Source organism: Microcystis aeruginosa NIES-2549 (assembly GCF_000981785.2).
In the GTDB taxonomy this organism is placed as follows: domain Bacteria; phylum Cyanobacteriota; class Cyanobacteriia; order Cyanobacteriales; family Microcystaceae; genus Microcystis; species Microcystis aeruginosa_C.
Map to the genome: position 1 here is coordinate 1,691,988 of NZ_CP011304.1, position 26,901 is coordinate 1,718,888.

22 protein-coding genes and 3 pseudogenes are annotated in these 26,901 nt (G+C 43.7%); 14 read left to right on the plus strand and 11 right to left on the minus strand.

What is annotated here, in order from left to right:
* Window position 1 precedes the first annotated feature (1 nt).
* The 5 genes and pseudogenes from myaer_RS08145 to myaer_RS08165 form a co-directional block, all read left to right on the plus strand.
* A pseudogene (locus myaer_RS08145) lies at window positions 2–220 on the plus strand (Uma2 family endonuclease); the annotation flags it as partial.
* A gap of 20 nt (window positions 221–240) precedes the next feature.
* Window positions 241–486 carry a hypothetical protein gene (locus myaer_RS08150; protein ID WP_004268200.1) on the plus strand — a complete coding sequence of 82 codons (246 nt, stop codon included), beginning with the start codon at window positions 241–243 and terminating at the stop codon, window positions 484–486.
* A gap of 91 nt (window positions 487–577) precedes the next feature.
* Window positions 578–817 (plus strand): hypothetical protein, encoded by a 240-nt coding sequence (locus myaer_RS08155; RefSeq protein WP_004268201.1) that lies wholly within the window; start codon window positions 578–580, stop codon window positions 815–817.
* Window positions 814–1,221, plus strand: coding sequence for a putative toxin-antitoxin system toxin component, PIN family (locus tag myaer_RS08160; protein WP_046661731.1), 408 nt, complete (start codon window positions 814–816; stop codon window positions 1,219–1,221). Before myaer_RS08155 ends, myaer_RS08160 begins: the two co-directional genes overlap by 4 nt.
* Window positions 1,222–1,242: 21 nt before the next feature.
* Window positions 1,243–2,487 (plus strand): restriction endonuclease subunit S, encoded by a 1,245-nt coding sequence (locus myaer_RS08165; protein WP_080949726.1) that lies wholly within the window; start codon window positions 1,243–1,245, stop codon window positions 2,485–2,487.
* A 385-nt stretch (window positions 2,488–2,872) separates the two neighbouring features.
* On the opposite strand, the gene myaer_RS08170 is transcribed toward myaer_RS08165, so the two are convergent.
* A complete protein-coding gene (locus myaer_RS08170) occupies window positions 2,873–3,091 on the minus strand; it encodes a DUF4926 domain-containing protein (protein WP_046661733.1) in 219 nt (72 codons plus the stop codon).
* 11 nt (window positions 3,092–3,102) lie between these two features.
* Window positions 3,103–3,420 (minus strand): DUF6883 domain-containing protein, encoded by a 318-nt coding sequence (locus tag myaer_RS08175; RefSeq protein WP_046661734.1) that lies wholly within the window; start codon window positions 3,418–3,420, stop codon window positions 3,103–3,105.
* 27 nt (window positions 3,421–3,447) lie between these two features.
* On the opposite strand from myaer_RS08175, the gene myaer_RS08180 reads away from it, so the two are divergent.
* Together myaer_RS08180 and ffh are read left to right on the plus strand one after the other, a co-directional pair.
* Entirely contained in the window at window positions 3,448–6,420 is a 2,973-nt protein-coding gene (locus tag myaer_RS08180) for a type I restriction endonuclease subunit R (RefSeq protein ID WP_046661735.1), read from the plus strand.
* Between the two features lie 108 nt (window positions 6,421–6,528).
* Window positions 6,529–7,965 (plus strand): signal recognition particle protein, encoded by a 1,437-nt coding sequence (gene ffh, locus myaer_RS08185; protein ID WP_004268212.1) that lies wholly within the window; start codon window positions 6,529–6,531, stop codon window positions 7,963–7,965.
* A gap of 3 nt (window positions 7,966–7,968) precedes the next feature.
* Here the strand turns inward: ffh and thiL are convergent, their stop codons facing one another.
* Window positions 7,969–8,937: a thiamine-phosphate kinase gene (gene thiL / locus myaer_RS08190; protein WP_046661736.1), complete on the minus strand. Its 969-nt coding sequence runs from the start codon at window positions 8,935–8,937 to the stop codon at window positions 7,969–7,971.
* Between the two features lie 159 nt (window positions 8,938–9,096).
* Entirely contained in the window at window positions 9,097–9,768 is a 672-nt protein-coding gene (locus tag myaer_RS08195) for a hypothetical protein (protein WP_046661737.1), read from the minus strand.
* 104 nt (window positions 9,769–9,872) lie between these two features.
* Between myaer_RS08195 and myaer_RS08200 the strand changes: the two genes are divergently transcribed.
* From myaer_RS08200 to cax, 3 genes are all read left to right on the plus strand, one after another.
* Complete coding sequence (locus tag myaer_RS08200; protein ID WP_080949727.1) at window positions 9,873–11,357, plus strand: site-2 protease family protein; 1,485 nt, start codon at window positions 9,873–9,875, stop codon at window positions 11,355–11,357.
* Between the two features lie 156 nt (window positions 11,358–11,513).
* The gene (locus myaer_RS08205; RefSeq protein ID WP_046661738.1) at window positions 11,514–12,146 is read left to right on the plus strand and encodes a YdcF family protein; all 633 of its coding nucleotides are present in this window, start codon (window positions 11,514–11,516) and stop codon (window positions 12,144–12,146) included.
* Between the two features lie 27 nt (window positions 12,147–12,173).
* Window positions 12,174–13,262, plus strand: coding sequence for a calcium/proton exchanger (gene cax, locus myaer_RS08210; protein ID WP_046661739.1), 1,089 nt, complete (start codon window positions 12,174–12,176; stop codon window positions 13,260–13,262).
* Between the two features lie 2 nt (window positions 13,263–13,264).
* Here the strand turns inward: cax and rsmG are convergent, their stop codons facing one another.
* From rsmG to myaer_RS08225, 3 genes and pseudogenes are all read right to left on the minus strand, one after another.
* Window positions 13,265–13,942: a 16S rRNA (guanine(527)-N(7))-methyltransferase RsmG gene (gene rsmG, locus myaer_RS08215; protein ID WP_046661740.1), complete on the minus strand. Its 678-nt coding sequence runs from the start codon at window positions 13,940–13,942 to the stop codon at window positions 13,265–13,267.
* Between the two features lie 85 nt (window positions 13,943–14,027).
* Window positions 14,028–14,342: pseudogene (locus myaer_RS08220) on the minus strand (ATP-binding cassette domain-containing protein); the annotation flags it as partial.
* An 80-nt stretch (window positions 14,343–14,422) separates the two neighbouring features.
* Window positions 14,423–15,070 carry an ABC transporter ATP-binding protein gene (locus myaer_RS08225; RefSeq protein WP_002786686.1) on the minus strand — a complete coding sequence of 216 codons (648 nt, stop codon included), beginning with the start codon at window positions 15,068–15,070 and terminating at the stop codon, window positions 14,423–14,425.
* A gap of 85 nt (window positions 15,071–15,155) precedes the next feature.
* On the opposite strand from myaer_RS08225, the gene myaer_RS08230 reads away from it, so the two are divergent.
* Together myaer_RS08230 and myaer_RS08240 are read left to right on the plus strand one after the other, a co-directional pair.
* Entirely contained in the window at window positions 15,156–16,070 is a 915-nt protein-coding gene (locus tag myaer_RS08230; RefSeq protein WP_046661741.1) for a Sll0314/Alr1548 family TPR repeat-containing protein, read from the plus strand.
* Window positions 16,071–16,563: 493 nt separating this feature from the next.
* Window positions 16,564–17,604 carry a fatty acid desaturase gene (locus myaer_RS08240; RefSeq protein ID WP_046661743.1) on the plus strand — a complete coding sequence of 347 codons (1,041 nt, stop codon included), beginning with the start codon at window positions 16,564–16,566 and terminating at the stop codon, window positions 17,602–17,604.
* Window positions 17,605–17,855: 251 nt separating this feature from the next.
* Here myaer_RS08240 and myaer_RS08245 read toward each other — a convergent pair whose 3' ends face one another.
* Window positions 17,856–19,442 (minus strand): serine/threonine-protein kinase, encoded by a 1,587-nt coding sequence (locus tag myaer_RS08245; RefSeq protein WP_046661744.1) that lies wholly within the window; start codon window positions 19,440–19,442, stop codon window positions 17,856–17,858.
* A 494-nt stretch (window positions 19,443–19,936) separates the two neighbouring features.
* On the opposite strand from myaer_RS08245, the pseudogene myaer_RS22455 reads away from it, so the two are divergent.
* Window positions 19,937–20,131, plus strand: a pseudogene (locus myaer_RS22455) (tail length tape measure protein); the annotation flags it as partial.
* Window positions 20,132–20,298: 167 nt separating this feature from the next.
* Here the strand turns inward: myaer_RS22455 and myaer_RS08255 are convergent.
* A complete protein-coding gene (locus myaer_RS08255) occupies window positions 20,299–21,789 on the minus strand; it encodes a UDP-N-acetylmuramoyl-L-alanyl-D-glutamate--2,6-diaminopimelate ligase (protein ID WP_046661745.1) in 1,491 nt (496 codons plus the stop codon).
* 184 nt (window positions 21,790–21,973) lie between these two features.
* Here myaer_RS08255 and myaer_RS08260 point away from each other — a divergent pair, with 184 nt between their 5' ends.
* Window positions 21,974–22,720 (plus strand): DUF4079 domain-containing protein, encoded by a 747-nt coding sequence (locus myaer_RS08260; RefSeq protein WP_046663649.1) that lies wholly within the window; start codon window positions 21,974–21,976, stop codon window positions 22,718–22,720.
* A 6-nt stretch (window positions 22,721–22,726) separates the two neighbouring features.
* On the opposite strand, the gene myaer_RS08265 is transcribed toward myaer_RS08260, so the two are convergent.
* The gene (locus tag myaer_RS08265) at window positions 22,727–24,319 is read right to left on the minus strand and encodes a DUF7305 domain-containing protein (protein ID WP_046661747.1); all 1,593 of its coding nucleotides are present in this window, start codon (window positions 24,317–24,319) and stop codon (window positions 22,727–22,729) included.
* Window positions 24,320–24,617: 298 nt separating this feature from the next.
* Entirely contained in the window at window positions 24,618–26,843 is a 2,226-nt protein-coding gene (locus myaer_RS08270; RefSeq protein ID WP_046661748.1) for a glycosyltransferase, read from the minus strand.
* Window positions 26,844–26,901: the final 58 nt, after the last annotated feature.

The following is a 26,901-nucleotide window of genomic DNA, read 5'->3' on the forward strand; positions in this document are numbered from 1 at the left end:
GACCCTACGAGAGAAGATGCGGGAGTATTTAGAAAATGGCTTACAATTAGGATGGTTAATCGATACAAAAAGTAAAACCGTTGAGATTTATCGAGCTAATCAAGAGGTGGAAGTTCTGCACAATCCCACACATTTATCAGGTGAGAATATTCTAACTGATTTTGTTTTAGATTTGGACGATCCCCCCCACCCCCCTTCAAAAGGGGGGAGAAGCAAATAAAATAAAAAAGAGGTGTCAAAATGCCAGTAATTAAATTACGCTCTCATATCGGCGAAGATGGGATGTTACATTTAGATATTCCCCCTGAGTTTAAAGGTCAGGAAGTGGATGTAACAGTAACTGTTGAACCTATTACAGAGGAGAAAACCAAAACAAAGGAAACCTTATCTCAAGCAAGGGAAAGATTTGCTAAAGTGCGAGAACATTTTCAAGGAAGAAATTTTTTGGATAGCACAGAATTATTAAGAGAGGATAGACAAAGGTGACGAGTTTTGTTGTTGATGCTAATGTAGCTATCAAATGGGTGTTAACAGAAATTTATACAGATAACGGTTCTCGCTTATTAAGTCCCCAGTGATGAATATCTATCAGAAAACCTTGGTTATTCAAGATCCCAATCAGCTTGTTTTGTCTGATTTACCTTTTCAAAAAGGTCAGCAAGTAGAAGTAATGATTATTGCCAAAAATTATGACAGGGAAGCTCTAGCTAATAAGTTACGAGATTTCTTTAAAGAAGTCCAAGCTTTACACGCTGACAATCCTTTGACTGAAGAGGAAATTGAGGCTGAAATTGAGGATTATAGAAGAGGAAAATGAAGGTTGTAATCGATACTAATGTTGTTATTTCTGCCGCAATAGCTGACAGAAACCCGGAAAAAATAATTCTCTTTGTAGTATCTAACCCAGATTTTTACTGGATAGTATCACCGGATATTTTAGCAGAATATAGAGAGGTTTTATCCCGAAAACGGTTAAAGCTAACTAATGAGCAGAAACAATACTGGTTGACTCTTACAAGTGCCGTTACTTTTGTCGTCGATATTAATTTAGAAATTGATTTCCCCAGAGATAGAAAAGATGCTAAGTTTTTAGCCTGTGCAATTGTTAATAATGCTGATTACTTTATTACAGGAGACAAGGACTTTGATGAAGTTAAAAATCTAGGCCATACCAAGATTATTTCAGTTTCTCTTTTTCAGACAAAATATCAAATAAAATAGTAACCTAAGAGCTAGATTAATATGATGACAAAAAAATGGCAGCCTTATCCTACTTATAAGGATTCTGGAGTTGAATGGTTGGGTAAAATTCCAGAGCATTGGAAGGTGAAGAAATGCAAGCAATTGTCACTTATAAAAAGAGGTGCATCACCCAGACCAATTGATGATCCTTCTTTCTTCGATGATGATGGAGCCTACTCGTGGGTGAGAATTTCAGACGTTACTGCTAGTAATAAGTATTTAGAAACAAGCGAACAAAAATTATCCGAACTTGGTAAATCGAAAAGTATTGCTCTTGAACCCGGAGAACTATTTGTAAGCATTTGTGCCACCGTCGGTAAGCCAATAATTACAAACATCAAATGTTGTATCCATGATGGCTTTGTTTATTTCCCTTTTCTTAAAGAAAACAGGGAATATCTTTTTTATATTTTTTCAGGAGGTGAACTTTATAAAGGTGTGGGTAAACAAGGAACTCAACTCAACCTAAATACTGATATTATTGGTGATATTAAGCTTCCCATCCCCCCCCTTCCTGAACAACAAAAAATCGCCCAATTTCTCGACCAAGAAACCAGCAAAATTGATAAACTAATCACCAAGAAAGAGCGCTTAATCAAACTCCTTAAAGAGAAGCGCACCGCACTGATTAGCCATGCAGTCACCAAAGGACTTAACCCAGATGTTCCGATGAAGGATTCTGGGGTTGAATGGTTGGGTGAAATTCCAGAACATTGGGAGGTGAAGAGAGTAAAATATGCCTTCATTTTGCAACGAGGATATGATTTATCCAGCGACCAATTGATAGAAGGCATTTATCCCGTATGTGCTTCTAATGGAGTTATTGGGTTTCATAATAAATTTAATGTCAAGGCTCCCTGTATTACTGTGGGTAGAAGTGGAAGTGTGGGAGAGATAAATTACATTGAAAATGATTTTTGGGCGCACAATACAGCATTATTTGTGAAAGAATTTATAAATTCTATACCGAGATTTATATTCTATATATTGCTAATCCTTGATACTAAACGTCTGAGTGCTGGCAGTGCCGTTGGAACATTAAACAGGAATTATATCCATGAATTATTGACCCCTCTCCCCCCCATTCCCGAACAACAAAAAATCGCCCAATTCCTAGACCGAGAAACCGGCAAAATTGACAACCTAATCACCAAAACTCGCACCAGTATTGACCATCTCAAAGAATATCGCACCGCGTTAATTTCAGCCGCCGTTACTGGTAAAATAGACGTGAGGGAACATTAAAGCCATGCACATTATAACTCGCAAGCCTTTAAACGAATTTGCGGAGAGATACTAGGGTTGATTTATAGTAGGGTTGATTCATGAATCAACCCTACCCTTAGTCCCCTCTTGATAAGGGTGGTATCTGATAATTTTTAACGGCTACCTACTTAAGTAGGGTTGACTGAATAAATGTGAAATGTAGGCAAGGTAAGGGTTTTGTGGTTTTTCTCGTGAAACAGGTGCCAGATTTTGAGAGAATTGTGCTTCAAAACCTTGCGTCTTCATCAGTCTGCGTCCTGTAGGGGCGAAGCATTCGGGCAATAACCTATCGGTGAAACTGTAGATTTTTTATCCGAATGCTTCGCCCGTACTTTTTCAGCCAACCCTACATAAATATTTCCCACTAGACATGATAACTAAGTGCGGGTGTGGTTAATAATTCAATTTGTGATTCTGCTACCTCTACCGTATCTTGAAAAATTAAGCCTTCTAAACTGTATCCATCTTCCTCACCTTCAGCCCTCTGGTAATATTCAACAACTGTTCCAATACTCCCTTTTTTTAAACCATATTCAGGAATATCTTCTCTTAAAGAAACTTGGGAAAATAGTTTAAATTTCATGTTCCTTGCTCCTAACTGGGGAATAACGTTACAAACTTTGTTTCTCGATCTGTTACCATCCAAATTGTTTTTATAGGTAAAATTCTGCCATTTGGCGCAGTTAACTCACCGGTGATTTTATACTTTTGCCCATACCTAGTCTTAGTTGTTGGCGTAGCTTCTAAAGTTAAAATCTGTTGACGCAAGTCCCGCTCAAGTTCTTGCCAGTTACCTAAAGTATAGCCTCCCAGTGCCAGATATTGTGACTTGTCATCCTTCGGTAAAAAAACCAACAAATACTGAGTAAGTTTGGTTTCAGAGATAATGGCATTAACATCTAAGTAGGGCATAATATTGACAATGAGCAGTCTAAAGACATGATAGACACCTCCGAGAAAAACTTTGAAGCCACCATCGAAGCAAGCCTCCTCAACAGCGGCTACCAGCGCCGCAGCTCCAAAGATTATGAGCGCTCACTTTGCCTCATACCCAAAGATGTCCTTAACTTCATCCAAACCAGCCAACCTCAAGAGTGGCAGAAATTCCAAACCCAGTACGGTGACGACGCAAACACCCAACTCCTCAAACAGCTTGCCGAAGTCATCAAGAATCGGGGAACCTTAGAAGTCCTCAGAAAAGGCATCAAAGCCAACAGCTGCCGCTTCCAACTCGCCTACTTCCAACCCTCCAACAGTCTCAATCCAGAAACCCAAAGACTCTACCAGACAAACTGCTTCAGTGTCCTTAGACAACTGTACTACAGCCAGAAAAATCCCCTCAACAGCATCGATATTGTCCTCTTTCTTAACGGTTTACCCATCTTCACCGCCGAACTAAAAAACCCTTTTACAGGGCAAAACTTCCAACAAGCGATTAAACAATATCAAGAGGATCGAGATCCGAGAGAGCCACTCCTCAAGTTTGGCCTATGTCTCTCCCACTTTGCCGTTGACCCAGATCAGGTCCATGTCACCACTCACCTTCAGGGCCATGAAACCGGCTTCCTACCCTTCAACCCCGGAAAGACTGGCGTAGCGGCAAACCCAGACCCTACCAAATTCCGCAGCGCCTACCTGTGGGAGCAAATCTGGCGGCAGGATAGCTTCCTTGACCTAATCGAGAACTTTATCATCCTCCAGGAAAAAAAGGACGACAAGGACAGAAAAACAGGAGTAAAGAGCCTCATCTTTCCCCGCTACCATCAATTAGATGCCGTGCGCCGTTTGCTGGCCGATGCCAAGGCCGAAGGGACAGGAAAATCCTATCTCATCCAACACAGTGCCGGCAGTGGCAAGAGTAATTCAATAGCATGGCTGGCCCACGGACTTGTCAGCTTGCACGATGATCATAATAGCCGCGTTTTTGACTCTATCATCGTCATCACCGACCGCCGTATATTGGATCAGCAACTACAGGCCACTATTCGCCAGTTTGAAAAGACCTCTGGGGTGGTGGAAAACATCGACAAAACCTCGCGGCAACTCAAAGAGGCCCTAGAGTCCGGGAAAAATATCATCGTCACCACCCTGCAAAAATTCTCCGTCATCGTCGATCAAATCCAGTCCCTCTCTGGGCAGCGCTTCGCAGTAATCGTCGATGAGGCCCATTCTTCCCAGACCGGAGAAAGTACCAAAAAACTCAAAAGCGTCCTCACCGCCACCAGCCTAGAAGCGGCCGCCGCCGAGGAAGGGGGAGAAGAGGAGGATTTAGAAGATCGAACCGTCGCCGAGGCAAAAAAACGGGGAAAAATTGCTAATTTAAGTTATTTTGCCTTTACCGCCACGCCGAAACCCAAAACCCTAGAAGTATTCGGCACCAGACAACCGGACGGCAGCTTTGCTCCCTTTAGCCTCTATTCCATGGCTCAGGCGATTGAGGAAGGCTTTATTCTCGACGTGCTGGAGAACTATACCACCTACAAGACCTATTTTAATCTGCTCAAAACCATCGAAGATGACCCCCACTATGATCGCGCCAGGACCGCCTCGCTGCTGCGCCACTTCGTCGATTTACACGAACACACCATTAAGCAGAAAGTGGCCATCATTGTCGAACACTTCCATGAGCAGGTGGCCCATCAGGTGCAAGGCAAGGCCAAGGCCATGATTGTCACGCGATCGCGTCTCCATGCCGTGCGGTACAAGTTGGCCCTAGACCGCTATCTCAAGGAAAAAGACTATCCCTATCAGTCCCTAGTCGCCTTTACCGGGACAGTTAGAGACGGCGAAGACTTCACCGAAACCAAAATGAATAGCGCCTCCTCAGGTACTCATATCCCTGACAAAGCCACCGCAGACACCTTTCAACAAGCTCCCTACCGCTTTCTCGTCGTTGCCAACAAATTCCAGACCGGTTTTGACCAACCCCTCCTAGGCGCGATGTACATCGATAAGAAATTAGCCGGGGTTAACGCTGTCCAGACCCTCTCCCGTCTCAACCGCATCCACCCCCACAAAACCGGGACTCTGGTGCTGGACTTCGCCAACGAGGCCGATGAGATCAAGGCAGCCTTTAAAGATTACTACGACTGCACCATCTTGACGGAAGCCACCGACCCCAACCGGCTCTATAAAATCCAAGCACAGCTTGACGACTATCACTTTTACCAAGACTCGGACATCGATAGCTTCGCGCAGATATTCTTTCACTCCCAAGGAACTCAGGCCAAGCTTCATGGCAGCCTCGACCCCGTCCTCGACCGTTACCTAGAAGCTTCTGAGGAGGAAAAAGTCGGTTTTCGCGGTAAACTACAAGAATTTATCCGACTTTATGGCTTTGTCTCTCAATTACTCCCCATACCTGCTGCAGACTTAGAGAAGTTCTATGAATTTTCCCGCCACTTAATCTGCAAACTTCCCACCTCCCCAGAGGCCCTTCCTTTGCCTATTCAACAAAGCATCGAACTAAACTCCTACCGCATCCAAGAGACCCACAGGGGTAAAATTGAACTAAAACGGGGTGTCAGGGAAACTTCTAGGGTTTATTCCCTAGGCACGGGCCAACCCCCCACCAAAAAGATAGAACCCCTCTCGAAAATCATTGAAGAAATTAATCGACGATTTGGTACTGATTTCAGTGAGGATGAGCGAGTTTTTATCGAACACCTTGAAACTAAACTGGATGACAGCGCACCCCTGAAAGCGAGCCTTAAGATCAATACTCCCGAAAATGTTAAACTAGCCTTTGATATCCTGGCATCCGACATCATGCAGGACATGGTGGAAATCAACTTCAGCTTTTATAAAAAGTTCACTGACGACCTTGAATTTAAGGCCCTGCTCCTCGGTTTTCTCTTTAATCGATTCCTGCAGCGATCGAATACTTCCGAAGCTAAGACAGACTCAGTTTAACATTCGATCGAACTTTGCCGCCGATCCCCGACCAATGACAGGGTAAGGGGGGTCTTCCCCTGACATTTGAGATAAAATCGATCTAGTTAAAAATTTAATTCCGAAACTATGTTCGACGCACTGGCCGACCGCTTAGAAGACGCATGGAAAAAATTACGAGGTCAAGATAAAATCTCCTCGGCCAATATACAAGAAACCCTCAAAGAAGTCCGGCGGGCTTTATTAGAAGCAGATGTTAACCTACAGGTAGTCAAGGGATTTATTGCTGAGGTCGAGAAACAAGCCCTCGGCGCTGAAGTGATTTCCGGAGTCAATCCCGGTCAGCAATTTATCAAAATTGTCTATGATGAATTAGTCAAAATTATGGGGGAAAGCAACGTTCCCCTAGCTCAGGCCGATAAACCCCCCACCGTAATTTTAATGGCCGGGTTGCAAGGGACAGGAAAAACCACCGCCACCGCCAAATTAGCCCTATATCTCCGCAAACAGTCCAAAAGCTGCCTGATGGTGGCCACCGATGTTTACCGTCCGGCGGCCATTGACCAATTAATCACCCTCGGTAAACAGATAAATGTTCCCGTCTTCGAGATGGGTTCTCAGGCTAATCCCGTCGATATCGCCCGTCAAGGTGTGGAAAAAGCCAAAGAATTGGGGGTAGATACGGTTATCATCGACACCGCCGGTCGTTTGCAGATAGACACCCAGATGATGGGCGAACTAGCACAAATCAAGAAAATTGTCAAGCCCGACGACACTTTATTAGTGGTGGATGCCATGACCGGTCAGGAAGCGGCCAGTCTTACCAACACTTTTCACCAACAAATCGGCATCACGGGGGCAATTCTTACTAAACTTGATGGCGATACTCGTGGTGGGGCAGCCCTATCAGTGCGGCAAATATCGGGACAACCGATTAAATTTGTTGGGGTTGGGGAAAAAGTAGAAGCTTTAGAGCCATTTTATCCCGATCGCCTTGCCAGTCGCATCCTCAATATGGGTGATGTTCTGACGCTAGTGGAAAAAGCTCAGGAACAGTTAGACCTAGAAGACGCGGCCAAAATGCAGGCCAAGATTTTAGAGGCTAAGTTTGATTTTAATGACTTCCTCAAACAGATGCGGCTGTTAAAAAATATGGGTTCCCTGGGGGGAGTCTTGAAGTTAATCCCCGGTCTGGGCAAACTGAGCGGGACAGACATCGAAAAGGGCGAAAAAGAGTTAAAACGCACGGAAGCGATGATTAATTCCATGACCACGGAGGAACGCGCTAACCCCGATTTATTGGCTAAGTCTCCTAATCGTCGTCGTCGCATTGCCAAAGGTTCGGGACATCCGGAAACAGAAGTTAACAAACTAATTACTAATTTCACCAGAATGCGATCGATGATGCAACAGATGGGACGGGGACAAATGCCCGCTATGCCTGGGATGCCCGGGATGGGTGGCGGAATGTTTGGCGGTGGCAATCAACCGGGGTTCCGAGGTCAAGGTGGCAGCCCGAAAAAACCGAAGAAAATCAAGAAAAAGAAAGGTTTTGGCGATTTATAGAGGCTAAAAATGTTGAAATCCAGAGCTTAAACTGAGGTTTCTACCGTCGGCTAATTTTATCTCTTTCCCCGGGACAATTTGACCGATTATCGCCCCCTCTTCCCCCACTTTCTCCAGCAATTCTCTGGCACTGTCCGGGGGCAAACACAAAACTAACTCAAAGTCTTCACCGCCGTATAAAGCCCATTCTAGAGCTTTTTCGGCTCCTACATATTCTTTCAGGGTTGGATGCAGGGGAATCCTCTCGATTTCAGCACCAACCCCACTACAGCGACAAATTTGCATGATGGCATCTGCTAACCCGTCACTGCTATCCATGCCCGCGATGGGAAATTGCTTGACAATTTTTTGTAAATGTGGTATGCAATCAAGTCTCGGTCGCGGCCGTTGATGAGCTTGGATTAATCGCTTTTTTTGGGCGGAATTTAAATTCCTGCCGGTTTCAGGGTGCAAGAGTAACTCTAATCCAGCCCGCGATAAACCGTGATAACCAGTAATAACGATACTATCACCAACTTTTGCGTTAAAACGTCTAATTTCTTCATTTTTTGCCACTTGTCCCAGGGCGGTGATGCTGATGTTAATCTCCGTGGCCCGACAGACATCGCCACCAACGATCGCCGTCTGATATACTTGCAGACAAGAGCTAAGACCCCGATAGAGTCCTTCTAGCCAATCGATGGCTAGATTGGGAGTTAAAGCCAATCCTACCGTAATTCCCAGGGGTTCTGCCCCCATAGCCGCTAAATCGGATAAATTAGCCGCCGCCGCTCGCCAGCCCACATCTTCCGGAGAGGTGGTAAGATCGCTAAAGTGGACGTTATTAACTAAAACATCAGTGGTGACAACGAGAGAGTAACCCTCTTTCAGGGATAAAATCGCCCCATCATCACCGATAATCTCCGCAGGACAATATTTTTGCAGAATCGGTAGCAATCCCTGTTCACCCAAGTCTTTAACGGTTAAATTCATAATTTCTGGGAATTGAACGATGCAGCTTCTAAAAAGTCTTTAAGTAGGTAGGCACAATTATTTGTAGGATGGGTTAGCGGTAGCGTAACATAATCGGGCGTTGGGTTTCATGCTTCAACCCAACCTACGTTCATTTTATATTTAATTCCACCCACCTACTTAGTTAAGAAGATTGGCGCTGATTTTTTCGTAGGCGCTATCGATAATTCCCCGACCGCGCAGAAAGCCAGTATTAGCTCCCGGACAAAGATAAGAGAGGGTTTCCGGGCTAAAACGGTCTAAAATAGCCCTTTGCGATCGCAATTGCCGCAGCCAGTGGAAAGTTTTCGCAGTCTGTAGGGGTCGCGGTTGACCCTTAGTGTCGGGGAGAAGATGACGACCGGTAAATAAAACCCCCCCGTGACGGTTCCAGTAGAGACAGGAGGAACCGGGAGAATGGCCAGGAGTCCAAAAACCGCTACAAGTGGGAGATAACTGGATTTGCTGCTGAAAAACGGTAATTTGACGGTGAGGAAGCAGATAGGCTTCCTGTTCCTGTAGAATAATCTCACAATTAAGTAAACTTTGCAGAGAATCGCTCTGTTTACCCTGACCCCCGCGATGGGTAAAAAATAGGTAACGGACACCCTTTTCTCGGAGAAAATCCCGCTCGCTCTCCTCACAGCTAGGACAATCCACCAGAATATTGCCGGTATTTTCTACAATAAGATAAGAGGTTCCCCCTAGGGTTTCCCGATTAGGCGAGAAAGCGTATAAACCTTCTAGAATTAATCGAGGGGGTTTTGTGGTTTTGCTAACCTCTAAAGGAGACGATTCGGTTTCCGATCGCATGGTTTGCCTATCCAAATCACAATCAATGCGGTTTACAATCTAGCACGATCGATGACCGGGCGGGCTGAAATTAGCCGCTTTTTATTCAAGAGAAAAGAGCCGATATGGAAATGTGGTTGTTATTAGGGATTCTTGGCGGTTTCACTTATTTTATCGTCAAGCGTAGCGTGGCCAAAATCACGACAACACCAATATGGTTAATTTGGTTAGTCCTGATGACTCCGGCTCTTATTTGGACGGGCTGGACGTTAATCTATGGAGAGGATACCCCCATGCCGGCATTTCTGCTCATCGGTCCTTTTGTGATCTGCCCTTTTTTGTATTGGTGGCTAGTACAAAAGGGTCGAGTTACTCCCCAAGAAAGCCCCCCATCACCACTGGAAACAGCGAATTTAGTCCTAGAAAATATTGATAATCCTGCACCTAAAAATGATTTAAAACCGATCACTGCCGCAGAAGAAAAATCCCTAAGAGATTGTTTTCCTTGGGGTATTTATTATCTGCAAAATATCGATTATCGTCCCCAAGCAATTCTCTGTCGGGGGAAATTGAGAGCGGTTCCCGAAGAAGCTTATCAAGTGATTAAAAACAATGTGGAAAAGGTTTTTGGGGATCGCTTTTTATTGCTTTTCCAAGAAAGTTTTCAGGGACAACCTTTTTTCGCTCTTGTGGCTAATCCCTGGCAGCAAAAAACAGAAACTATAGAAACTGAAAAAGTTACTCGCCCCCTTATTTTCCTCGGTTTATTGTTATTAACTCTCTTAACTACCACGGTCATCGGTGCGGGATTAAGTGGCATTACCACCCAACAATTAGAAAATAATTCTAGTGTATTACTGCAAGGTTTACCCTACAGTTTAGGCTTAATTGCTATTTTAGGACTGCACGAATTCAGTCATTATTTTACCGCCGTTAAATATAAAATTAAAACTACTTTGCCCTATTTTATCCCCTTTCCTTTCTTCCTAGGCACCTTCGGGGCTTTTATTCAAATGCGCTCCCCTGTACCCACGCGCAAAGCTTTATTTGATGTGGCGGTGGCCGGTCCTTTGGGGGGTATAATTATCGCTATTCCTCTACTGTTTTGGGGATTGTCCCTCTCGGAAATAGTTCCCCTAACCAATCAAAGCAGTTTATTAAATTTTCAGGCCTTAAATCCGCAGTTTTCTTTTCTCTTATCTATCGTAGCTAAACTAGCCCTCGGCAGTGATTTAATCGCAGGAAAAGCCATCCATTTACATCCTTTAGCGGTGGCCGGTTATGTGGGAATTATCGTTACAGCCCTAAATTTAATGCCTGTGGGTCAATTGGATGGTGGTCATATTGTTCACGCCATGTATGGGCAGAAAACCGCCATAATTATCGGACAATTAACTCGATTATTCATGTTTATTTTAGCCCTAGTGCAACCAGATTTTTTACTCTGGGCGATTATTCTCTTATTAATGCCAGTGAGCGATCAACCTGCTTTAAATGATGTGACGGAATTGGATAATAAACGAGATTTATTAGGTCTATTTTCCCTGGCTTTATTATTAAGTATTTTGCTCCCCCTTCCCGAAGCGGTGGCCCGTTGGTGGGGGATGTAAGCGACCGCATCAATCCCCCTGAGTTCCAGGAAAATTATCGGTCAGTTAGGGAATAAAATCCCTATCTCCTACGTCAAGTGAGTTCGATGATCCTCACCCTCGATCACTTTAATCCACAAAGCTGAAGGCTGACAACCGCTCACCGATCACTGATATATGGTTCTCAAGGCTAATTCTCGCAGAAAAAAGCGAGTTTCTCCGCAAGGGAAGTTAGGCAAATCTAGGTTAAAATTGCTGGCTATTCCGCTAATTTTGGCGAGTTTAGGCTGGTTATACTACGATTTACGTCAGCAGTGGCTAAAACCAGAGGCGATTTTTGTTTTGGGAGGTCATGCCGATCGAGAACGTTTTGCGGCAAAATTAGCTAAGGAATATCCCGATCTACCGATTTGGGTGTCTTCTGGTAGTCCGCGACGATATGTGAGAAAGATTTTTAAAAAAGCGGGAATTTCTCCAGAACGTCTCCATCTCGATTACAATGCGCGAGATACTGTCACTAACTTTACTAGCCTAGCCGATCAACTGAAAGCCCAAGGTATTGATAGTGTCTATCTAGTCACTTCCGATAATCACATGAGAAGGGCGCGATTAGTGGGAGAAATTGTTTTTGGTAGTCGCGGAATCGTGATTAAACCGGTGACTGTTCCCTCCCAATCACCCCCCGAACCCCTAGAAAAATCGCTCAGAGACGGTTTTAGGGCAATATTATGGATAATAACCGGTTCTACTGGGGAATTTTGGCTAGAATCCGATTCTAGTCCCCCTCAGTTCCCAACCCAATCAAAATAAAATTATCTTGACAAAATCACCCACTTTATGTTAAGCAAAAACACCATTTTCGCCATCTTATTGATTTTTGTGCCGCTATCGATCGCCGGTTCCCTGTTACACTGGGGCGGAACGGTAGTTTTTATCACCGCTTGTCTAGCCATTATCCCCCTAGCGGCCTACATGGGGGAAGCCACCGAAGCGATTGCGGTGGTAGTCGGGCCAAATATTGGCGGTTTGATGAATGCCACCTTTGGCAATGCCACAGAATTAATTCTCGCCTATGTCGCTTTGCGGGAAGGGTTCATCGATGTGGTAAAAGCGACGATTACTGGCTCAATTATCGGTAATTTACTCTTAGTTATGGGATTATCGATGTTTTTAGGCGGTTTACGCTTCAAAGAACAGGAATTTCAGCCAATAACTGCCCGTTTAAACGCTTCAGCTATGAATTTAGCGGTGGTGGCGCTCCTTTTACCCACTGCCGTGGAATTTACCTCCACGGGAGTCGGGGAACCAGTCCTACAGCGTCTATCCGTGGCCGTGGCAGCGGTGTTAATTTTCGTCTATGGTTTAAGTCTCTTATTCTCCATGAAAACCCACACCTATCTCTATGATGTCGGGATTGCCGGTATCGAGGAGGAAAGCACTGGAGAAAACCCCGAAAAGCCGAAAATCTGGTTTTGGTCTTTGATTTTATTGATCGTTACCATCGCCGTGGCCGTAGAATCGGAGTTATTGGTGGCATCCCTAGAGGAGGCTACGGAACAGCTAGGTTTAACGGCGCTGTTTACTGGGGTAATTCTTTTGCCTATTATCGGTAATGCAGCCGAACACGCTACGGCTGTCACCGTCGCTCTTAAGAATAAAATGGATCTATCGGTATCTGTGGCCGTCGGTTCCAGTATGCAGATCGCCCTGTTTGTGGCTCCGGTTTTGGTTATCATGGGTTATATTATCGGTCAGCCCATGGATCTAAATTTTAATCCCTTTGAGCTAGTAGCAGTGGCTGTAGCGGTGTGGTTGGCTAATTCGATTAGTAGTGATGGGCGATCGAATTGGTTAGAAGGAATGTTACTCTTAGCTACATATACTATTCTGGCCTTGGCTTTCTTTTTTCATCCTCTCACTGCTTAAAGTTATTTCTTGGAGATATATAGACAATGACGGATGCTTTGGCTTAAGGGAGTGGTAAAACTGGCAATTTCGAGGATTTTACCGCCAGCTTTCCCTAGATTCTCCTCTAAACTTAAACTATCCTGCTCGGACCACTGACCACGATAGAGAATAGCGATTCCGGTCTTTTTCAGGAAAGGCAAAGCATAGTTAACACAGATATCCACATTACCTACCGCACGCAAACAGACGATATCGTAAGCACAGTTATGTTTAAGGTTTTTCCCGACGATTTCCGCCCGACCTAAACGAGTTTTCGTGTTATTTAACTCTAATTTGTCAATAACTTCTTCAAGAAAATTAATCTTTTTTTGGGTGGAATCCAAGAGAGTCACCGACCAATGGGTATATGCGATCGCAATTGGCACCCCCGGAAACCCGGCCCCGGTCCCCAAATCAATGACTGATAGGGATTTTGTCAATAGATCTGGCTGGGATTTTTGCAACCAAGCTAAACCCGATAAAGAATCCCAAAGATGTTTTTCCCAAAACTCCTCCGGTTGGGTAATTCGGGTGAGATTAAAACGTTGATTACCCTCTAAAATCAACTCATAAAGTTGTTGAAATCGCGCTTGTTGGGCCCCATCGGGTTGCCATTCTAGGGTTTCTTGCCAAAGGTCAAATAATTCAGGAAGGATCATTAATTCAGTTATCAGTAATCAGTTATCAGTAATCAGTTATCAGGTATGAGGGGAGTGGGGAAATTTCAACTAATACCCCAAAACCTCAACTATCTGTTTTTTCACTTTTTAATTCCCTCAAATGTCCTTGTTCAATTTTCCAGTGACGGTCAGCAATAGGCAATAATTCCCCGGCATCGTGACTAACTACTAATAAAGTCCAGTGTTGTTTGAGACTAGCGAGAAGTTTAGCCAATTGACGACGCATAGACCAATCTAAACCGGCCGTAGGTTCATCGAGAAGTAACAGATTAGGCTGCCGGATTAACTGGACAGCGAGGGATAAACGACGCTGTTGAACACCACTAAGATTGTGGGGAGAATTATCCAGAGGAATATTTTCTAATCCTACCTCCTTAATCAGTTATCAGTAATCAGTTATCAGTAATCAGTTATCAGGTATGAGGGGAGTGGGGAAATTTCAACTAATACCCCAAAACCTCAACTATCTGTTTTTTCACTTTTTACTTCCCTCAAATGTCCTTGTTCAATTTTCCAGTGACGGTCAGCAATAGGCAATAATTCCCCGGCATCGTGACTAACTACTAATAAAGTCCAGTGTTGTTTGAGACTAGCGAGAAGTTTAGCCAATTGACGACGCATAGACCAATCTAAACCGGCCGTAGGTTCATCGAGAAGTAACAGATTAGGCTGCCGGATTAACTGGACAGCGAGGGATAAACGACGCTGTTGACCACCACTAAGATTATGGGGAGAAGTATCCAGAGGAATATTTTCTAATCCTACCTCCTTTAGGGCCGCCGTTAGGCGATCGCTTTTAATCTCTGGATGACCGAGACGCAACTCCTCAAGGATGGTTTTACCGCAAAAATGACGTTCGGGAAACTGAAAAACGATTCCTCCTAATTGTTGCAGGTGCAGCACCGTTAATTCTTGGTCGCGCCAGTGAATCGTCCCTGCTGTTTTATCGGCAAAGCCTGCTAAAATTTCCAAAAGAGTCGTTTTTCCGGAACCACTGGGCCCGACAATCAGACCTAATTCTTGGGGGGCTAATTCAAGATTAATCCCCTGTAAAATGGGATTGAGGGCAGCGGGAGGATGATAAACCACATCTTTGAGATAAAGCATTGACAGGAAAATAACTGGAAATTAAGTCTAGAAACCCGTTTCTATTGTGACAGATTTTTTCATTCGCTCAAGGAGACTTTTGACCATGGTGCTGAGGTTAGGTTTAACCAAAAAAATGGCGATCGGTGCTTCCCTGGCTGTTATGGTAGTGGTTAACTGGATTGGTCCCGGGTTAGCTGGGGATCCTTTCCGCAAAACCAATCCCCGACCGATTGGTGATAAGACCGAGGCCGCTTTTAACGCTATTTTTAAACAAGGTAACTATCTAGAGGCAAAAAAATTAATTGTTGAGGCCACAGAAAAGGAACCCCAAGAACCTTTGGCCCATGCTATGCGTGCCTCTCTTGCTTTTACCGACCAGGATTGGAACACCCTAAAAACCTACTCCGAGAAAACTAAGGCAGCGGCCAAACAAATGCAGGACAGCGACCCTTTAAGGGGAAATTTGTATCTAGCGGTGGGGAGTTTTTTAGAGGGAACCTACGTTTTTCAAACCGAAGGAGCAGTATCGGCTATCCCCAGATTACAACAGGTGTTTCAGTATTTGGAAACCGCAGAAAAGGCTAATCCTACGGATCCGGAATTGAACCTGTTAAAGGGTTATATGGATTTGATTTTAGCGGTTAATCTACCCTTTTCTAGTCCCCAAGAGGCAATTGAAAGGTTAGAAACCTACGGAAGTCCCGATTACTTGGTTGATCGAGGTATAGCTCTAGCTTACCGGGATTTAAAGCAGTACGATCAGGCTTTGCGGTTTATCGATAACGCGCTGAAAGCGACCCCCGATAATCCGGAATTAATGTATCTGAAGGGTCAAATCCTGAGAATTCAAGGCAATACGGATAAAAATACCGGCTCTTTGAAACTGGCACTAGATTACTTTAATAATGCCCTGAAAAAACAGGAACAACTCCCCGAATCAGTCAAAAAACAGTTAAATCGCGAACACCGTAAGGTACAGGAGGAGATTAAATCCCTAGAAAACACCGCTAGTCGTTAAAAAACGTCTATTATCGGTTATCAGCTTCTGAAGGCAAAAGGCAGCCGTCAAGGCTGCATCGCAGATTTGCGGGAATACCGACAATCAGCAATTATCAGTGACTCTTAGATGATAACAAATGTATCAGCAGCTGCGTGTAAGCATCCCACCGAAAAACTAATGCGCTCCGGGGTTTGGGGGGTTCTACCCCCCAAAAGCTGGGATTGAGTGGTAAAATCAGAAACAACGCCCGATTTTAGCAGGGGGGTTTCTCCGTAAAAATCCCAATTGGTAGATTTACAAAAATGAGATGTACCCGCCGTCAAATTTTGCCAAAACAGAAAATCCCCTCTTATGTTATATAAAGTAAAGGATTATTAAGCTTCGCGGAAGTTTATTAATTAAAGTTAAAATATATTGACAAAAAAATTGGCTTGTGGTATAGAGCAGAATTTGGCTAAACCTCCTAGCTGATTTATTGTCAAGGGTTCACCTAAGTGTAATTGGAGATTTCATGACGGCAACGACGGATAAATTGCATGGGGAGTTGATCGCCTCGATCGAGCCAGACTTTAAACTGAAAGATATTATTAAAACCATTCCCAAAGAATATTTCCAGAAAGACCCAGTTAAAGCTTGGTTTGGAGTGATTACGAATATTTTGGCGGTCATTGCGGGTTATGCAATGCTAGTTTATTCTCCCTGGTATTTACTGCCTTTAGCTTGGATTTTCACTGGTACAGCTTTAACGGGATTCTTTGTGATCGCCCATGATTGCGGTCATCGGTCTTTTTCTAATCGACCCTGGGTTAATGATCTTGTCGGTCATATTTTCCTCTTACCGCTTATCTATCCCTTCCACTGCTGGCGTTTCCTCCACGATCGCCATCATGCTAAAACTAACATGGTAACTATAGATAATGCTTGGGATCCGTGGGAATTAGAAGCTTTTAACTCGGCTAATCCCCTAGTGCGTCTCTTTTATCGCGGCATTCGCGGTCGTTTATGGTGGATCGGTTCGATCGCCCACTGGGCTATTCTACACTTCAACATCGAACAATTCAAAGAGAACGAACGGGAAAAAGCCCGCTTTTCGATGATTGTCGTCCTAGTTTTTGCCGCTATTTTTTTCCCAACCCTAATTTTCTACACTGGTGTCTGGGGATTGGTTAAATTTTGGGTGGTGCCTTGGTTTGTCTATCATTTTTGGATGAGTACCTTTACCCTTGTCCATCATACAGACCCCGATATTCAATTTTCCTATCCCGAACACTGGAATCAAGCTTTAGCGCAACTAGAAGGAACAGTTCACTGTAGCTATCCCCGTTGGGTAGAAATTCTCTGTCACGATATTAATGTCCATATCCCCCATCATATCTCGACGGCGATTCCTTCCTATAACCTCCGCAAAGTTCACGCTAGTCTCAAAGAAAATTGGGGTAGTCACCTGAAAGAAACCGAGTTTTCTTGGGCATTAATGAAGCGAATCGTTGATCATTGCCATATTTTCGACTCCGAAACCGCCTACAAAACCTTTAAGGAAAGCCGCGGTTAAATCAGTTATCAGTTATCAGTTATCAGTTATCAGTGGGTAAGTTATCAGTTATCAGTGATCAGATTTGAGTTTTAAGTGACAGTATTAAATATCAGTTATCAGTGGGTAAGTTATCAGTGATCAGATTTGAGTTTTAAGTGACAGTATTAAATCGAAGTTTCCTACTGTCTTTTCACTGATTACTGATAACTGTTTACTGATTACTGTTTACTGGACGGCTACGCCGTGCCTTTGGCAACACTGAAAAAAGATTACCAGGAAGCGCGTTTACCATTGGGCATAACTGTTAACCAATTGGTTTTTGCTAGGGCGATTTGTTCCGGATTTACTTGAGCATAAGAGAGATTAGCCCCGCAAAGATTAGCGTTTTTGAGATGAGCGTCGCGAAGATTGGCTCCGATGAGATTCGCCCCGCGTAAATCGGACTCTTCCAGGTCTGCATAACCGAGATAGGCATTATTTAAATTGGTATTTTTGAGAATAGCTTGACTGAGATTAGCCCGGCCCAGATCCGCATTGGATAGATCCGCTCCTTGTAAATTAGTGCCTGTTAATTTGCATTGAAAGAAATTTACCCCCAAAAGTTTTGCTTTAGACAGATTGAGATTCGATAATTCCTCCTGGGCAAAATTGCGCCGGCCGTTATTGTAAGCATCGAGAATCGCTTTTTCATCTAAGCGGCGTTTTCTCTTCAGTAAGGTTATATCTGCGCTGCTGTGGTCTTTGTTTCTGGATGGTATATTTATATTGGTTGTGAAAAAGGCCATCTGTCCCCCCAGCAGATTATCTGGAGAGGCCCCTGAATTTTTATTTTTGGGGCGAAATTTAAAGTTGAGAGGGCCAGAAACGGAGGAAGTGGCTATTGGACCTAAATGTTGTGGTGGTTTCGGGGAAGTAACCATTGGAGCCGCGGTTAAACTTTGGGCTAGACTATCGGCATAAGCGGTCATGTCTAAAGCATCCATTACCTCTTGGGCGGATTTGTAGCGATGACGGACGGAGACTTCCAGCATTGTTTTCAGGACTTTAGCAAACTGGGGACTCACCTTGACTAATTTTTCCCAGAGTAATTCACCTGTATTGACATCAACTTCGATAGCTTTAGGAGATCTGCCCGTGAGTAGATAGATACAGGTAACTCCCACGGCATAGATATCACTAGCATAGACCGGACGCATGGCCATCTGTTCGGGAGGGGCAAAACCTTGGGTACCCACGGCAAAATTAGTGAAGGCAGTTTGAGAATTGACATTGGCAATAATAGTGTTAACTTGATTTTTGACAGCCCCAAAGTCAATCAGAACCAATTTTCGATCCGTTTGCCGAAGAATTAGGTTAGCGGGTTTGATATCCCGATGAATTACCTTTTGTTTGTGGATATATTTCAAAATCGGCAACAGTTCACTTAAAAACTGTTTGACTCCCGCTTCGCTAAACGGTCCGCGTTTTTTTACCTCTTGGTACAGGTTATGACCTTTAACGTATTCTTGAACTAGATAAAACTGTTGATTATCTTCAAAATAGTCCAATAATCGGGGAACCTGCGGATGAACGCCCAGTTTTCCCAGGGTTTCCGCTTCTCGCCCAAAAAGTTCCCTGGCCATCTGAAAAACATTAGGATCGTCAGTGGAAGGTCGCAGTTGTTTGACCACACAGATGGGGTTACCTGGTAGGGACAAATCCGATGAGACAAAGGTTGCCCCAAACCCTCCTTTCCCTAAAATGCCTAGGATCTGATAGCGGTCGTGCAGAAGAAGTTTTGAACCGCAACTCTCGCAGATTAACGCTTTTGGGGCGTTTTTCGGTTGAGGACAGTCGGGATTAAGGCAGTAGGTCATATAGAGTCACCAGTTGACCAATACTTTTTTGCTAACTATAGTTTAACAATGCACTCTTTCGAGATTCTCCTCAAGAGGGAGGACTTACCAGAGTCTAAAACCCTAAAGAAGCTTTAGACAATCAAAGCGCGTGTAACGCCTTTTAGTGTGACTGCTTGGTTAACGCAGGGGCAACTTATCAAGATAGCGGTTGCTGGCTAACTGGGATTTTCACCTAAACTATCCCAGTTTATCACAGATTTTAACATTGGCTATCTAAATTACTCGTTAAAATTGCGGGAGAGAAGAGAGAAGGGAGCAGGGAGAAAAAGTTTGAGCATTTGTACTAAAATATCTAATACGCAGTTTAAATAGGGCTTGCTGAAAAAGGCCTAGGCTGGGGTCCGGCAGAAGGCAGAAGGCAGGAGTTTAAGGCTTTGTTGCCCTCTTTTTTATTGTACCAGTTTATGTACTAAAACAAGGATAATGCCAGGTTTTTGAAGGTTCCAATCCTAAAAAAACGGAATCCAGAGAACTTCCCTGTGCATAGTTTTCGGACTTTATTGGAGGACTTGGGGACAATTTGCTTGAATACAGTAGAGTGTACGATTACAGAGGGAAGCTATCATTTTTCTAAGATAAATCGACCGACTGAACTGCAACAGAAGGCGTTAGATTTATTAGAGGTTTCCTTAATTTGTAACCAGTAAAGCTGCGGCGGAAATTCTCTTAATCCCTCCTAGAGCAGATGTTATGGCTTTTTGTCAACGGGGAAGTCCAGAAAGACAATAAAGCTTAACATTGGCTACTTCTGCCAATTGTCAACTAATGTTAGCTTTTCTTGATAATTCATCATCCCCTCATCCCTATCCCCTCATCACTTTTTCCCTTTCATCAAAGCAGCCCGGGCCTGTTCGCGGTCATCGAAATGGATTTTTTCCGTCCCCAAAATTTGATAATCTTCGTGACCTTTACCGGCAATAATTACTCCGTCTCCCGGTTGCGCTGCTTGAATAGCCGTGTCAATGGCCAAAGCGCGATCGCTAATTACCTGAACAGTAATTTCTGGGGGAATGCCAGCGATAATATCCTCAAGGATTCGTTCGGGAGCTTCTGTGCGGGGATTATCGGAGGTAACTATGGCTAAATCTGCTAATTCTGCGGCTATTTTCCCCATTAACGGCCGTTTTGTCCGATCTCGATCGCCGCCACAACCAAAAACGCAAATCATCCGACCGGAAATAAAGGGACGTGTTGCTTTTAAAACATTCTCTAAACTGTCGGGAGTATGGGCATAATCGACAATGACGCTGATATCTTGGTCGGGAGCGATGCTAACCCGTTCCATCCGCCCTGGTACTCCTGAAAACTGGGGAATTTGGGCGATTACTGTCTCTAAATCTACACCACATTCTAACACTGCCGCCACCGCCGCTAAGAGGTTAGCCAGATTATATTGACCCACCAGAGGAGAAGCAAAGGCTATTTCCCCTTGGGGAGTCACCATCACCCCTTCCACTCCCGTGGGTTGATAGTGTAAATCCTTAGTATAAAAATCGGCACTAGGATCGGACACACTATAGGTTAAAACCTGTTGGGGAGACAGGGAGGCCGCTAAACGTTGACCATATTCATCATCAAGGTTAATAACCGCCTTACCTTGCAGATAATCGGCACTAAATAATTTAGCTTTAGCGGCAAAATAATCCTCCATGTCGAGGTGATAATCGAGATGGTCCCGGGTGAGATTGGTAAACACCGTCACGGGAAAAGTACAACCCTGTACCCGTCCCTGGGCCAGTGCATGGGAACTAACTTCCATGACGGCGATTTCATTGCCGGCGCTCACCGCTTTGGCCAAACTAGCTTGTAACTCGTTAGCGAAAGGGGTGGTATGATTGGCGGTTTCTTGGAATCCTTGCCAACGGGTGTAAAGAGTTCCGAATAAAGCGGTGGGAATCTCTGCTTGGCTGAGAAAATATTCAATTAGATGGGTGGTGGTGGTTTTGCCGTTGGTTCCCGTCACACCGATTAATTTTAGGGTAAGGGCCGGATAATGATAGAATTTAGCAGCGATCGCGGCAGTGGCAGTAACTAAATCTGCCACAACGATTACGCAAGCATCCTCCGGGGGGGGAAATTTAGCGGCGGCTGCTGGGGAGATAAGCGCCGCTACGGCCCCGCTTTCCAAAGCGGAACGCCAAAATTCGCCGCCATCGACGCGAGTACCGGGTAAACCGATAAATAAATCTCCCGGTTGACAAGCATGGGAATTGGTGGAAATTCCTGTAATCTCGGTAATAGAAGCGATAGGAGAAGAAATCGGGGAAACCAGAGGGATAGTTTTTAAAAGTTCTTGTAGTTTCATAGTCAGGATTGAATCTAGGGATTGCTGCTTTTAGATTAGCCGATTATCAAAGAGGTTCCTAGGCTATTAATTTAACGATAAAAAAACTCAGCAGTAAGGATATCAACCGCGATAAGCTAAAAAAAACAAGGCTATAGCTTGTCAACTGTTGACGATTTTCTGCGGAGATTTTCGGGATATTTATATGCAATTCGTCGATTTTCTGGCTCTCATTCATCCTGTCCTAGCGATAGTGGTCGTTTTTCCTATTATCGGCCTCGTAGTTAACTTTGCTTGGCAAACCCGTCAACGTCGCCTAGAAACCAACGCGGGAAATAAAAGTAAAATTCCCCCAGTGGTCGGGCCAGAACATCTACGTTTAGGCCGCTGGTTAACGGGTACAGTGGTAGGGGTGAACCTTTTAGCACTAGCTTACTCGGTCGTTTACGGTTTTAATGGTTTTGTCGATAAACAAAAAGACGGAAAATTAGACCCCTTTCAGGTCATTTTTGTGATTTTGATGTTTTTTGTCACCATTGCCTCTTTGGCCTGTCTCTACCGCGCTAAACAAGGCCTCTGGCGCGGAATTTTTGCCACCTTGACTGGCATGGGTTTAATTATTATCGGTTCTCAGGATGGGGTCTGGCGACTCTCGGACCAATGGTACTGGTCCCACTACTATATCGGCATGGCCGCATCATTACTGATGATTTTCTCTCTGGCCATTGTCGAAGATATCTATAAAGACCGTTCCCATCGTTGGCGCATTGCCCATACAATTCTCAATTGTATCGCTCTGGCTCTCTTTCTGGGACAAGCCATGACCGGTTCCAGGGATTTGCTGGAAATTCCCCTCAGTTGGCAAAAACCAGCAATTTATCGCTGTGATTTCACCAATAAAACCTGTCCCGAACCGAAATCCTCAACCCCCCTGATCAACCCGATAAGTTAAACTTTTTTAGGGACTGGGAGAGGGAGAGGGTATGGGTTCCTCAAACCAATTGGCAATCTTATCAAGTTGGGGCAAAGTGTTTAAGGGATTGGGTTTCAGGTTTTCGATTAAGTCAGTCCATTCTACTCCTTGTATCACAGCAACTGCGCCGCTATTTGGGGCACAGGTTGAAATTTTGCCCCAATTTTTACCCCAGGCGGCGCCGACGAAATCACCGTTACCGGTTTTACCGAGGGAATAGTCAGGAGCAAAGATAAACGCTTCTAGTCTTCGGTTTTGACCCACTCTCAGACAAATTTGCGGCGCGGCGGCACCTAATCCATTATCGGCATAAATTTGTAGATTGCCCGGTTTACAGCCAGTCACGTTACCACAATTGTGTTCGATCTCACCATCAATATTACCTTTAACATAAAAAACTACCCGTTGCCCCGGAGTAATGGTGATCTTATCGTTACCACTCAAGTTGATATTATTAACGATATACTCGTACACCTGTACGCTTTGACCGTTAATCGTGCGAGTAGTGGGTGTGTCTCCCTGTCTGGGAAAAGTTCTCTGAGCAACCGAAAGACTATCGTTAAGTGCCAGGTTTTGCTGACCAGAGGGAAGGCCAGTGGGAATCGGCGGTAAATTGGGGAAAGGGACACCGACAAATTGCGCTTTGTAGGGGGTATTGGGTGCGGGTGTGGGCTGTTGAATATTATTTTGGTTAATATGACATTCTAGGTTCGGTTGCAAAGTTCCTGTCGCCTCGACAAATCCCGTCGTCGTCGTGGTGTCGCTCATAACCACATCCCCCTGAAATTTAGCACCGCCAGAATAATTTGGATTGCTGACCGTAATCTGGCTAGTTTGACTGAGATCTTCTGTGGCTCCCTCCCTTATCCACAAAGTCGGGACCGTAGTGCGAGTGAATGCGAGGGGACGGGAAGGAAAAATAGGGATAGTTACCACCACGCGGTTACGCGAGGCGGCATTATCGCCACTATCTCTATTGATATCAATGTTAGTTAGGTCTGTTGCGGCACTTTTGCGGGAAAGTCCTTCGAGGGTGAGAACTCCCCAACCCAAAATATTGGGGTCAGAGCTTGGGGTAAAATTGTATCCCACCACGCGATAATAACGATTATTACCTAGATCAAACCATTCACCACTAGCCAAATCTCTTAATCCTGGATTTACTGCTCGTTGTCCTGTGGGTGCGAGGATTTTGTAGGCAATTTCGTTATTACGATTGGGATTACCACAGGCGGTGGCAATGGCTAATTTTTTTAAATCTCTTTGGAAAATGCTACTAGGATTACCAGTGGGTACTTCGGCCCACTCCCAACAATCGCCGGAATCACAATTACTGGGAACCGTTGCCATAACTCGAATGCTATTGAGTAAATCCCGCACGCGAGCCACTCCAGCTTCGGCACTACTTAAAGCATCAGCCCGGGATTTTTGGGCAATTACTTTCGATTGATCCCCTTGGACGCGCATCATCACAGTTATTCCTGTTCCCATTATGATAACTCCAATTAACAAGGCAAGAGGCAAGGCAAACCCTTTTTCCCTATTAGCCATCAGGTGAAGGTATAAACGATTTTTCATAGACCAGTCCATCTAAGAATGGTTACTTTTATTATAATACTGTCAAGTTTTGGTCAAGTGACAACTGTGAGAATACAAGAATAGCACTGTGAGTAAAATCACAAACAAAAGCCAGTTGACACGATAATTAGCAATTAGTTTTTCGATAAGTAGGTAGGCGTTAAAAATTATCAGATGCCCGCTTTATTAAGGGGGATCGGCACCACCCTTATCAAGGGGGGCAGGGGGGATCGAACCTAAAATCTATTTTTAATTTAATTATAACCAGCTACTTAAGTATTTTCGACTTTTGACTAAACTAAAGGACTGTTTTTCGATTCAGAATTACCCGCCAAATCAAGCCTATCCCCCGACAAAAGCTGATAATTAACAACCAAAAAGATTGTAATTCTCCTGCCGTATTTTTCGGTTGCCAGCGCTGGGGACGACAGAATAAAAAAGTAATTAGCTTTCTCTGCTCTGATAGGGTAAGTGGCTGGAATTTAAGGGTTGCTTGCCAGATTTTTCCTCGTTTTTCTAGATTGACTAGATGAGCCGATAGGCGCAAATCTTCGCCTAAAATATCTAGGAGTAATTTTTCTGAGTATATGGGTTCCATCAGGTTAATTTCTGCTCCTATTTCCGAAAGTTTTTTCAGATTGCCCTGTATAATTATATCCGATTCTGTTATCAATTTAACGGGAGATTCCAGCACTTGGTATTGAGTTTCTAAGGTGAGGGGAGCTTCCAATAAAGCCACTAAAGCAGTCATGATAATAACCACGTTATATATAGCCAAAATCAAGCCAAAATTTAGGGGACTTGCTTGATAATTGTGATGGTGCAAATTAAAGAAAATACTAATTAAAGTAATGGTGAGAAAAAAGAGCAATGGGTAGGATAAATGCCAATTATATTGATAATTTTGGCGAGCAATTCCCTTCGGTGTCACCTGAAATCCCTTGTCAAAGGGTTTCCAAAGAACATGGAGAACTGTTAGGGCTGTAGGTACACAAATAATCATCGATAGTACCTCAGAAAAAATAATCGAGCGCGAGCGACAATTTAACCAGTGATAAGTGGCTAACTGCATCATCATGTAGGGTAAAAAGATATAGATTGTCTCATCAATAGTAATGTTAAAAGGTACTATATAACCAAAGGTATAAAGGAGAGGAATCAGCAGAGAAAATAAACGAGCTAAGGGAGAAAACCAAAATAATATTCCTTCTAAGTGTGCCAATCTTTGAGGTAGAGTTAATCCCGCAATTTTTAGGGGATTAGCTTTGATAAAAAAGGCCTGTAAAGTTCCCCTTGCCCAGCGCAATCTTTGCCGTAAATAAGCTGATAAACTTTCGGCAGATAAACCAGCACTGAGTTTTTCATTTAAGTAAATAACTTCATAACCTTGGGCAGAGATAGCAATTCCAGTAAAATAGTCTTCACTAATAGATTCTATATTAAAGTAGCCCACTTCTTCTAAGGCCTTTCTTCTGACAATAAAAGAAGTGCCAGCACAAACAGGACTACCCACCCCATCTTTAGCTGGTTGGATATGACGATAAAATAATTCTTCGTCGGGAGTAACGATATTTTCTAAACCTAAGTTATGGGCAATAGGATCGGCATTATAAAAGCTTTGGGGAGTTTGCACTAAGGCAATTTTTGGGTTTTGAAACCAGCCAACAGTTCTTTCTAGAAAGTTCTGACAAGGGATAAAATCCGCATCAAAAACTACCACTAATTCCCCTTGGCTTTGTTTGAGAGCATGGTTTAAATTACCTGCTTTAGCGTTTTTTCTATCCTCACGAGTCAGATAATGACAATTTAATTTTTCTGCTAATTGATGAATTTCTGACCTCTGGGTATCATCGAGGATATAAATATTTTTATGGGGATAATTAAGGGCTTGACAACCGATAATAGTTCTTTTTAAAATGAAGGCTGGCTCATTATAGGTGGGAATGAGGATATCTACCGTCGGTAAATACTGTTTATCGATTACCCCTTGGCTATAAAAATCAGCTTCTTTGCGTCTATCCTTCGTGGTTAAGACTAAAAATAACTGAATCACGCTACTACTTAAAACCATCATCTCAATGCCTAAAAGGAGTAAACTAAAAAAGCCATTGAGAGGAGTAGAAAGATTTAAGGTTTCCAGAATTCTCCAGAGTAGATAGCGCAGGGTTATAGCTAGAGTGATAGAAATAATGACTAATCTTGACCAAACTTGTGGACGCGGAGACAAGAAAACGATTAACTGCGTAAAAATTAGCAGGATAACCGTGGGTAATAATAATTGATAGCTATGAGCAACCGTGGGAACTTTAATCCAAGCAAATGGGTTAAAAAATTCTTCTACTAAGCCAAGGATTAATCGATAAATATTGTGTTCTGGCCAACATAATGATAAACTAACCATCATTAGCCCGCCGATCACTGCCAAAATAATTAAAATAACCGATATTATCACTAAAATCGATGTTAATACGGAGGAATATGCTGGTTTTTGAGGGAACGTAAAAATTGACTCTTGGTTAGACATAAATCCCCTTCTGAGTAAATAAATCTAACTACATTTTACAATTCTTAACAAAAACCCT

Excerpts from the sequence above, each read along its gene's own strand:
- myaer_RS08150 (WP_004268200.1), top strand. The coding sequence starts at position 241 with ATGCCAGTAATTAAATTACGCTCTCATATCGGCGAAGATGGGATGTTA.
- myaer_RS08155 (WP_004268201.1), top strand. The coding sequence starts at position 578 with ATGAATATCTATCAGAAAACCTTGGTTATTCAAGATCCCAATCAGCTT.
- myaer_RS08160 (WP_046661731.1), top strand. The coding sequence starts at position 814 with ATGAAGGTTGTAATCGATACTAATGTTGTTATTTCTGCCGCAATAGCT.
- myaer_RS08165 (WP_080949726.1), top strand. The coding sequence starts at position 1,243 with ATGATGACAAAAAAATGGCAGCCTTATCCTACTTATAAGGATTCTGGA.
- myaer_RS08170 (WP_046661733.1), bottom strand. The coding sequence starts at position 3,091 with ATGAAATTTAAACTATTTTCCCAAGTTTCTTTAAGAGAAGATATTCCT.
- myaer_RS08175 (WP_046661734.1), bottom strand. The coding sequence starts at position 3,420 with ATGCCCTACTTAGATGTTAATGCCATTATCTCTGAAACCAAACTTACT.
- myaer_RS08180 (WP_046661735.1), top strand. The coding sequence starts at position 3,448 with ATGATAGACACCTCCGAGAAAAACTTTGAAGCCACCATCGAAGCAAGC.
- ffh (WP_004268212.1), top strand. The coding sequence starts at position 6,529 with ATGTTCGACGCACTGGCCGACCGCTTAGAAGACGCATGGAAAAAATTA.
- thiL (WP_046661736.1), bottom strand. The coding sequence starts at position 8,937 with ATGAATTTAACCGTTAAAGACTTGGGTGAACAGGGATTGCTACCGATT.
- myaer_RS08195 (WP_046661737.1), bottom strand. The coding sequence starts at position 9,768 with ATGCGATCGGAAACCGAATCGTCTCCTTTAGAGGTTAGCAAAACCACA.
- myaer_RS08200 (WP_080949727.1), top strand. The coding sequence starts at position 9,873 with ATGGAAATGTGGTTGTTATTAGGGATTCTTGGCGGTTTCACTTATTTT.
- myaer_RS08205 (WP_046661738.1), top strand. The coding sequence starts at position 11,514 with ATGGTTCTCAAGGCTAATTCTCGCAGAAAAAAGCGAGTTTCTCCGCAA.
- cax (WP_046661739.1), top strand. The coding sequence starts at position 12,174 with ATGTTAAGCAAAAACACCATTTTCGCCATCTTATTGATTTTTGTGCCG.
- rsmG (WP_046661740.1), bottom strand. The coding sequence starts at position 13,942 with ATGATCCTTCCTGAATTATTTGACCTTTGGCAAGAAACCCTAGAATGG.
- myaer_RS08225 (WP_002786686.1), bottom strand. The coding sequence starts at position 15,070 with ATGCTTTATCTCAAAGATGTGGTTTATCATCCTCCCGCTGCCCTCAAT.
- myaer_RS08230 (WP_046661741.1), top strand. The coding sequence starts at position 15,156 with ATGGTGCTGAGGTTAGGTTTAACCAAAAAAATGGCGATCGGTGCTTCC.
- myaer_RS08240 (WP_046661743.1), top strand. The coding sequence starts at position 16,564 with ATGACGGCAACGACGGATAAATTGCATGGGGAGTTGATCGCCTCGATC.
- myaer_RS08245 (WP_046661744.1), bottom strand. The coding sequence starts at position 19,442 with ATGACCTACTGCCTTAATCCCGACTGTCCTCAACCGAAAAACGCCCCA.
- myaer_RS08255 (WP_046661745.1), bottom strand. The coding sequence starts at position 21,789 with ATGAAACTACAAGAACTTTTAAAAACTATCCCTCTGGTTTCCCCGATT.
- myaer_RS08260 (WP_046663649.1), top strand. The coding sequence starts at position 21,974 with ATGCAATTCGTCGATTTTCTGGCTCTCATTCATCCTGTCCTAGCGATA.
- myaer_RS08265 (WP_046661747.1), bottom strand. The coding sequence starts at position 24,319 with ATGAAAAATCGTTTATACCTTCACCTGATGGCTAATAGGGAAAAAGGG.
- myaer_RS08270 (WP_046661748.1), bottom strand. The coding sequence starts at position 26,843 with ATGTCTAACCAAGAGTCAATTTTTACGTTCCCTCAAAAACCAGCATAT.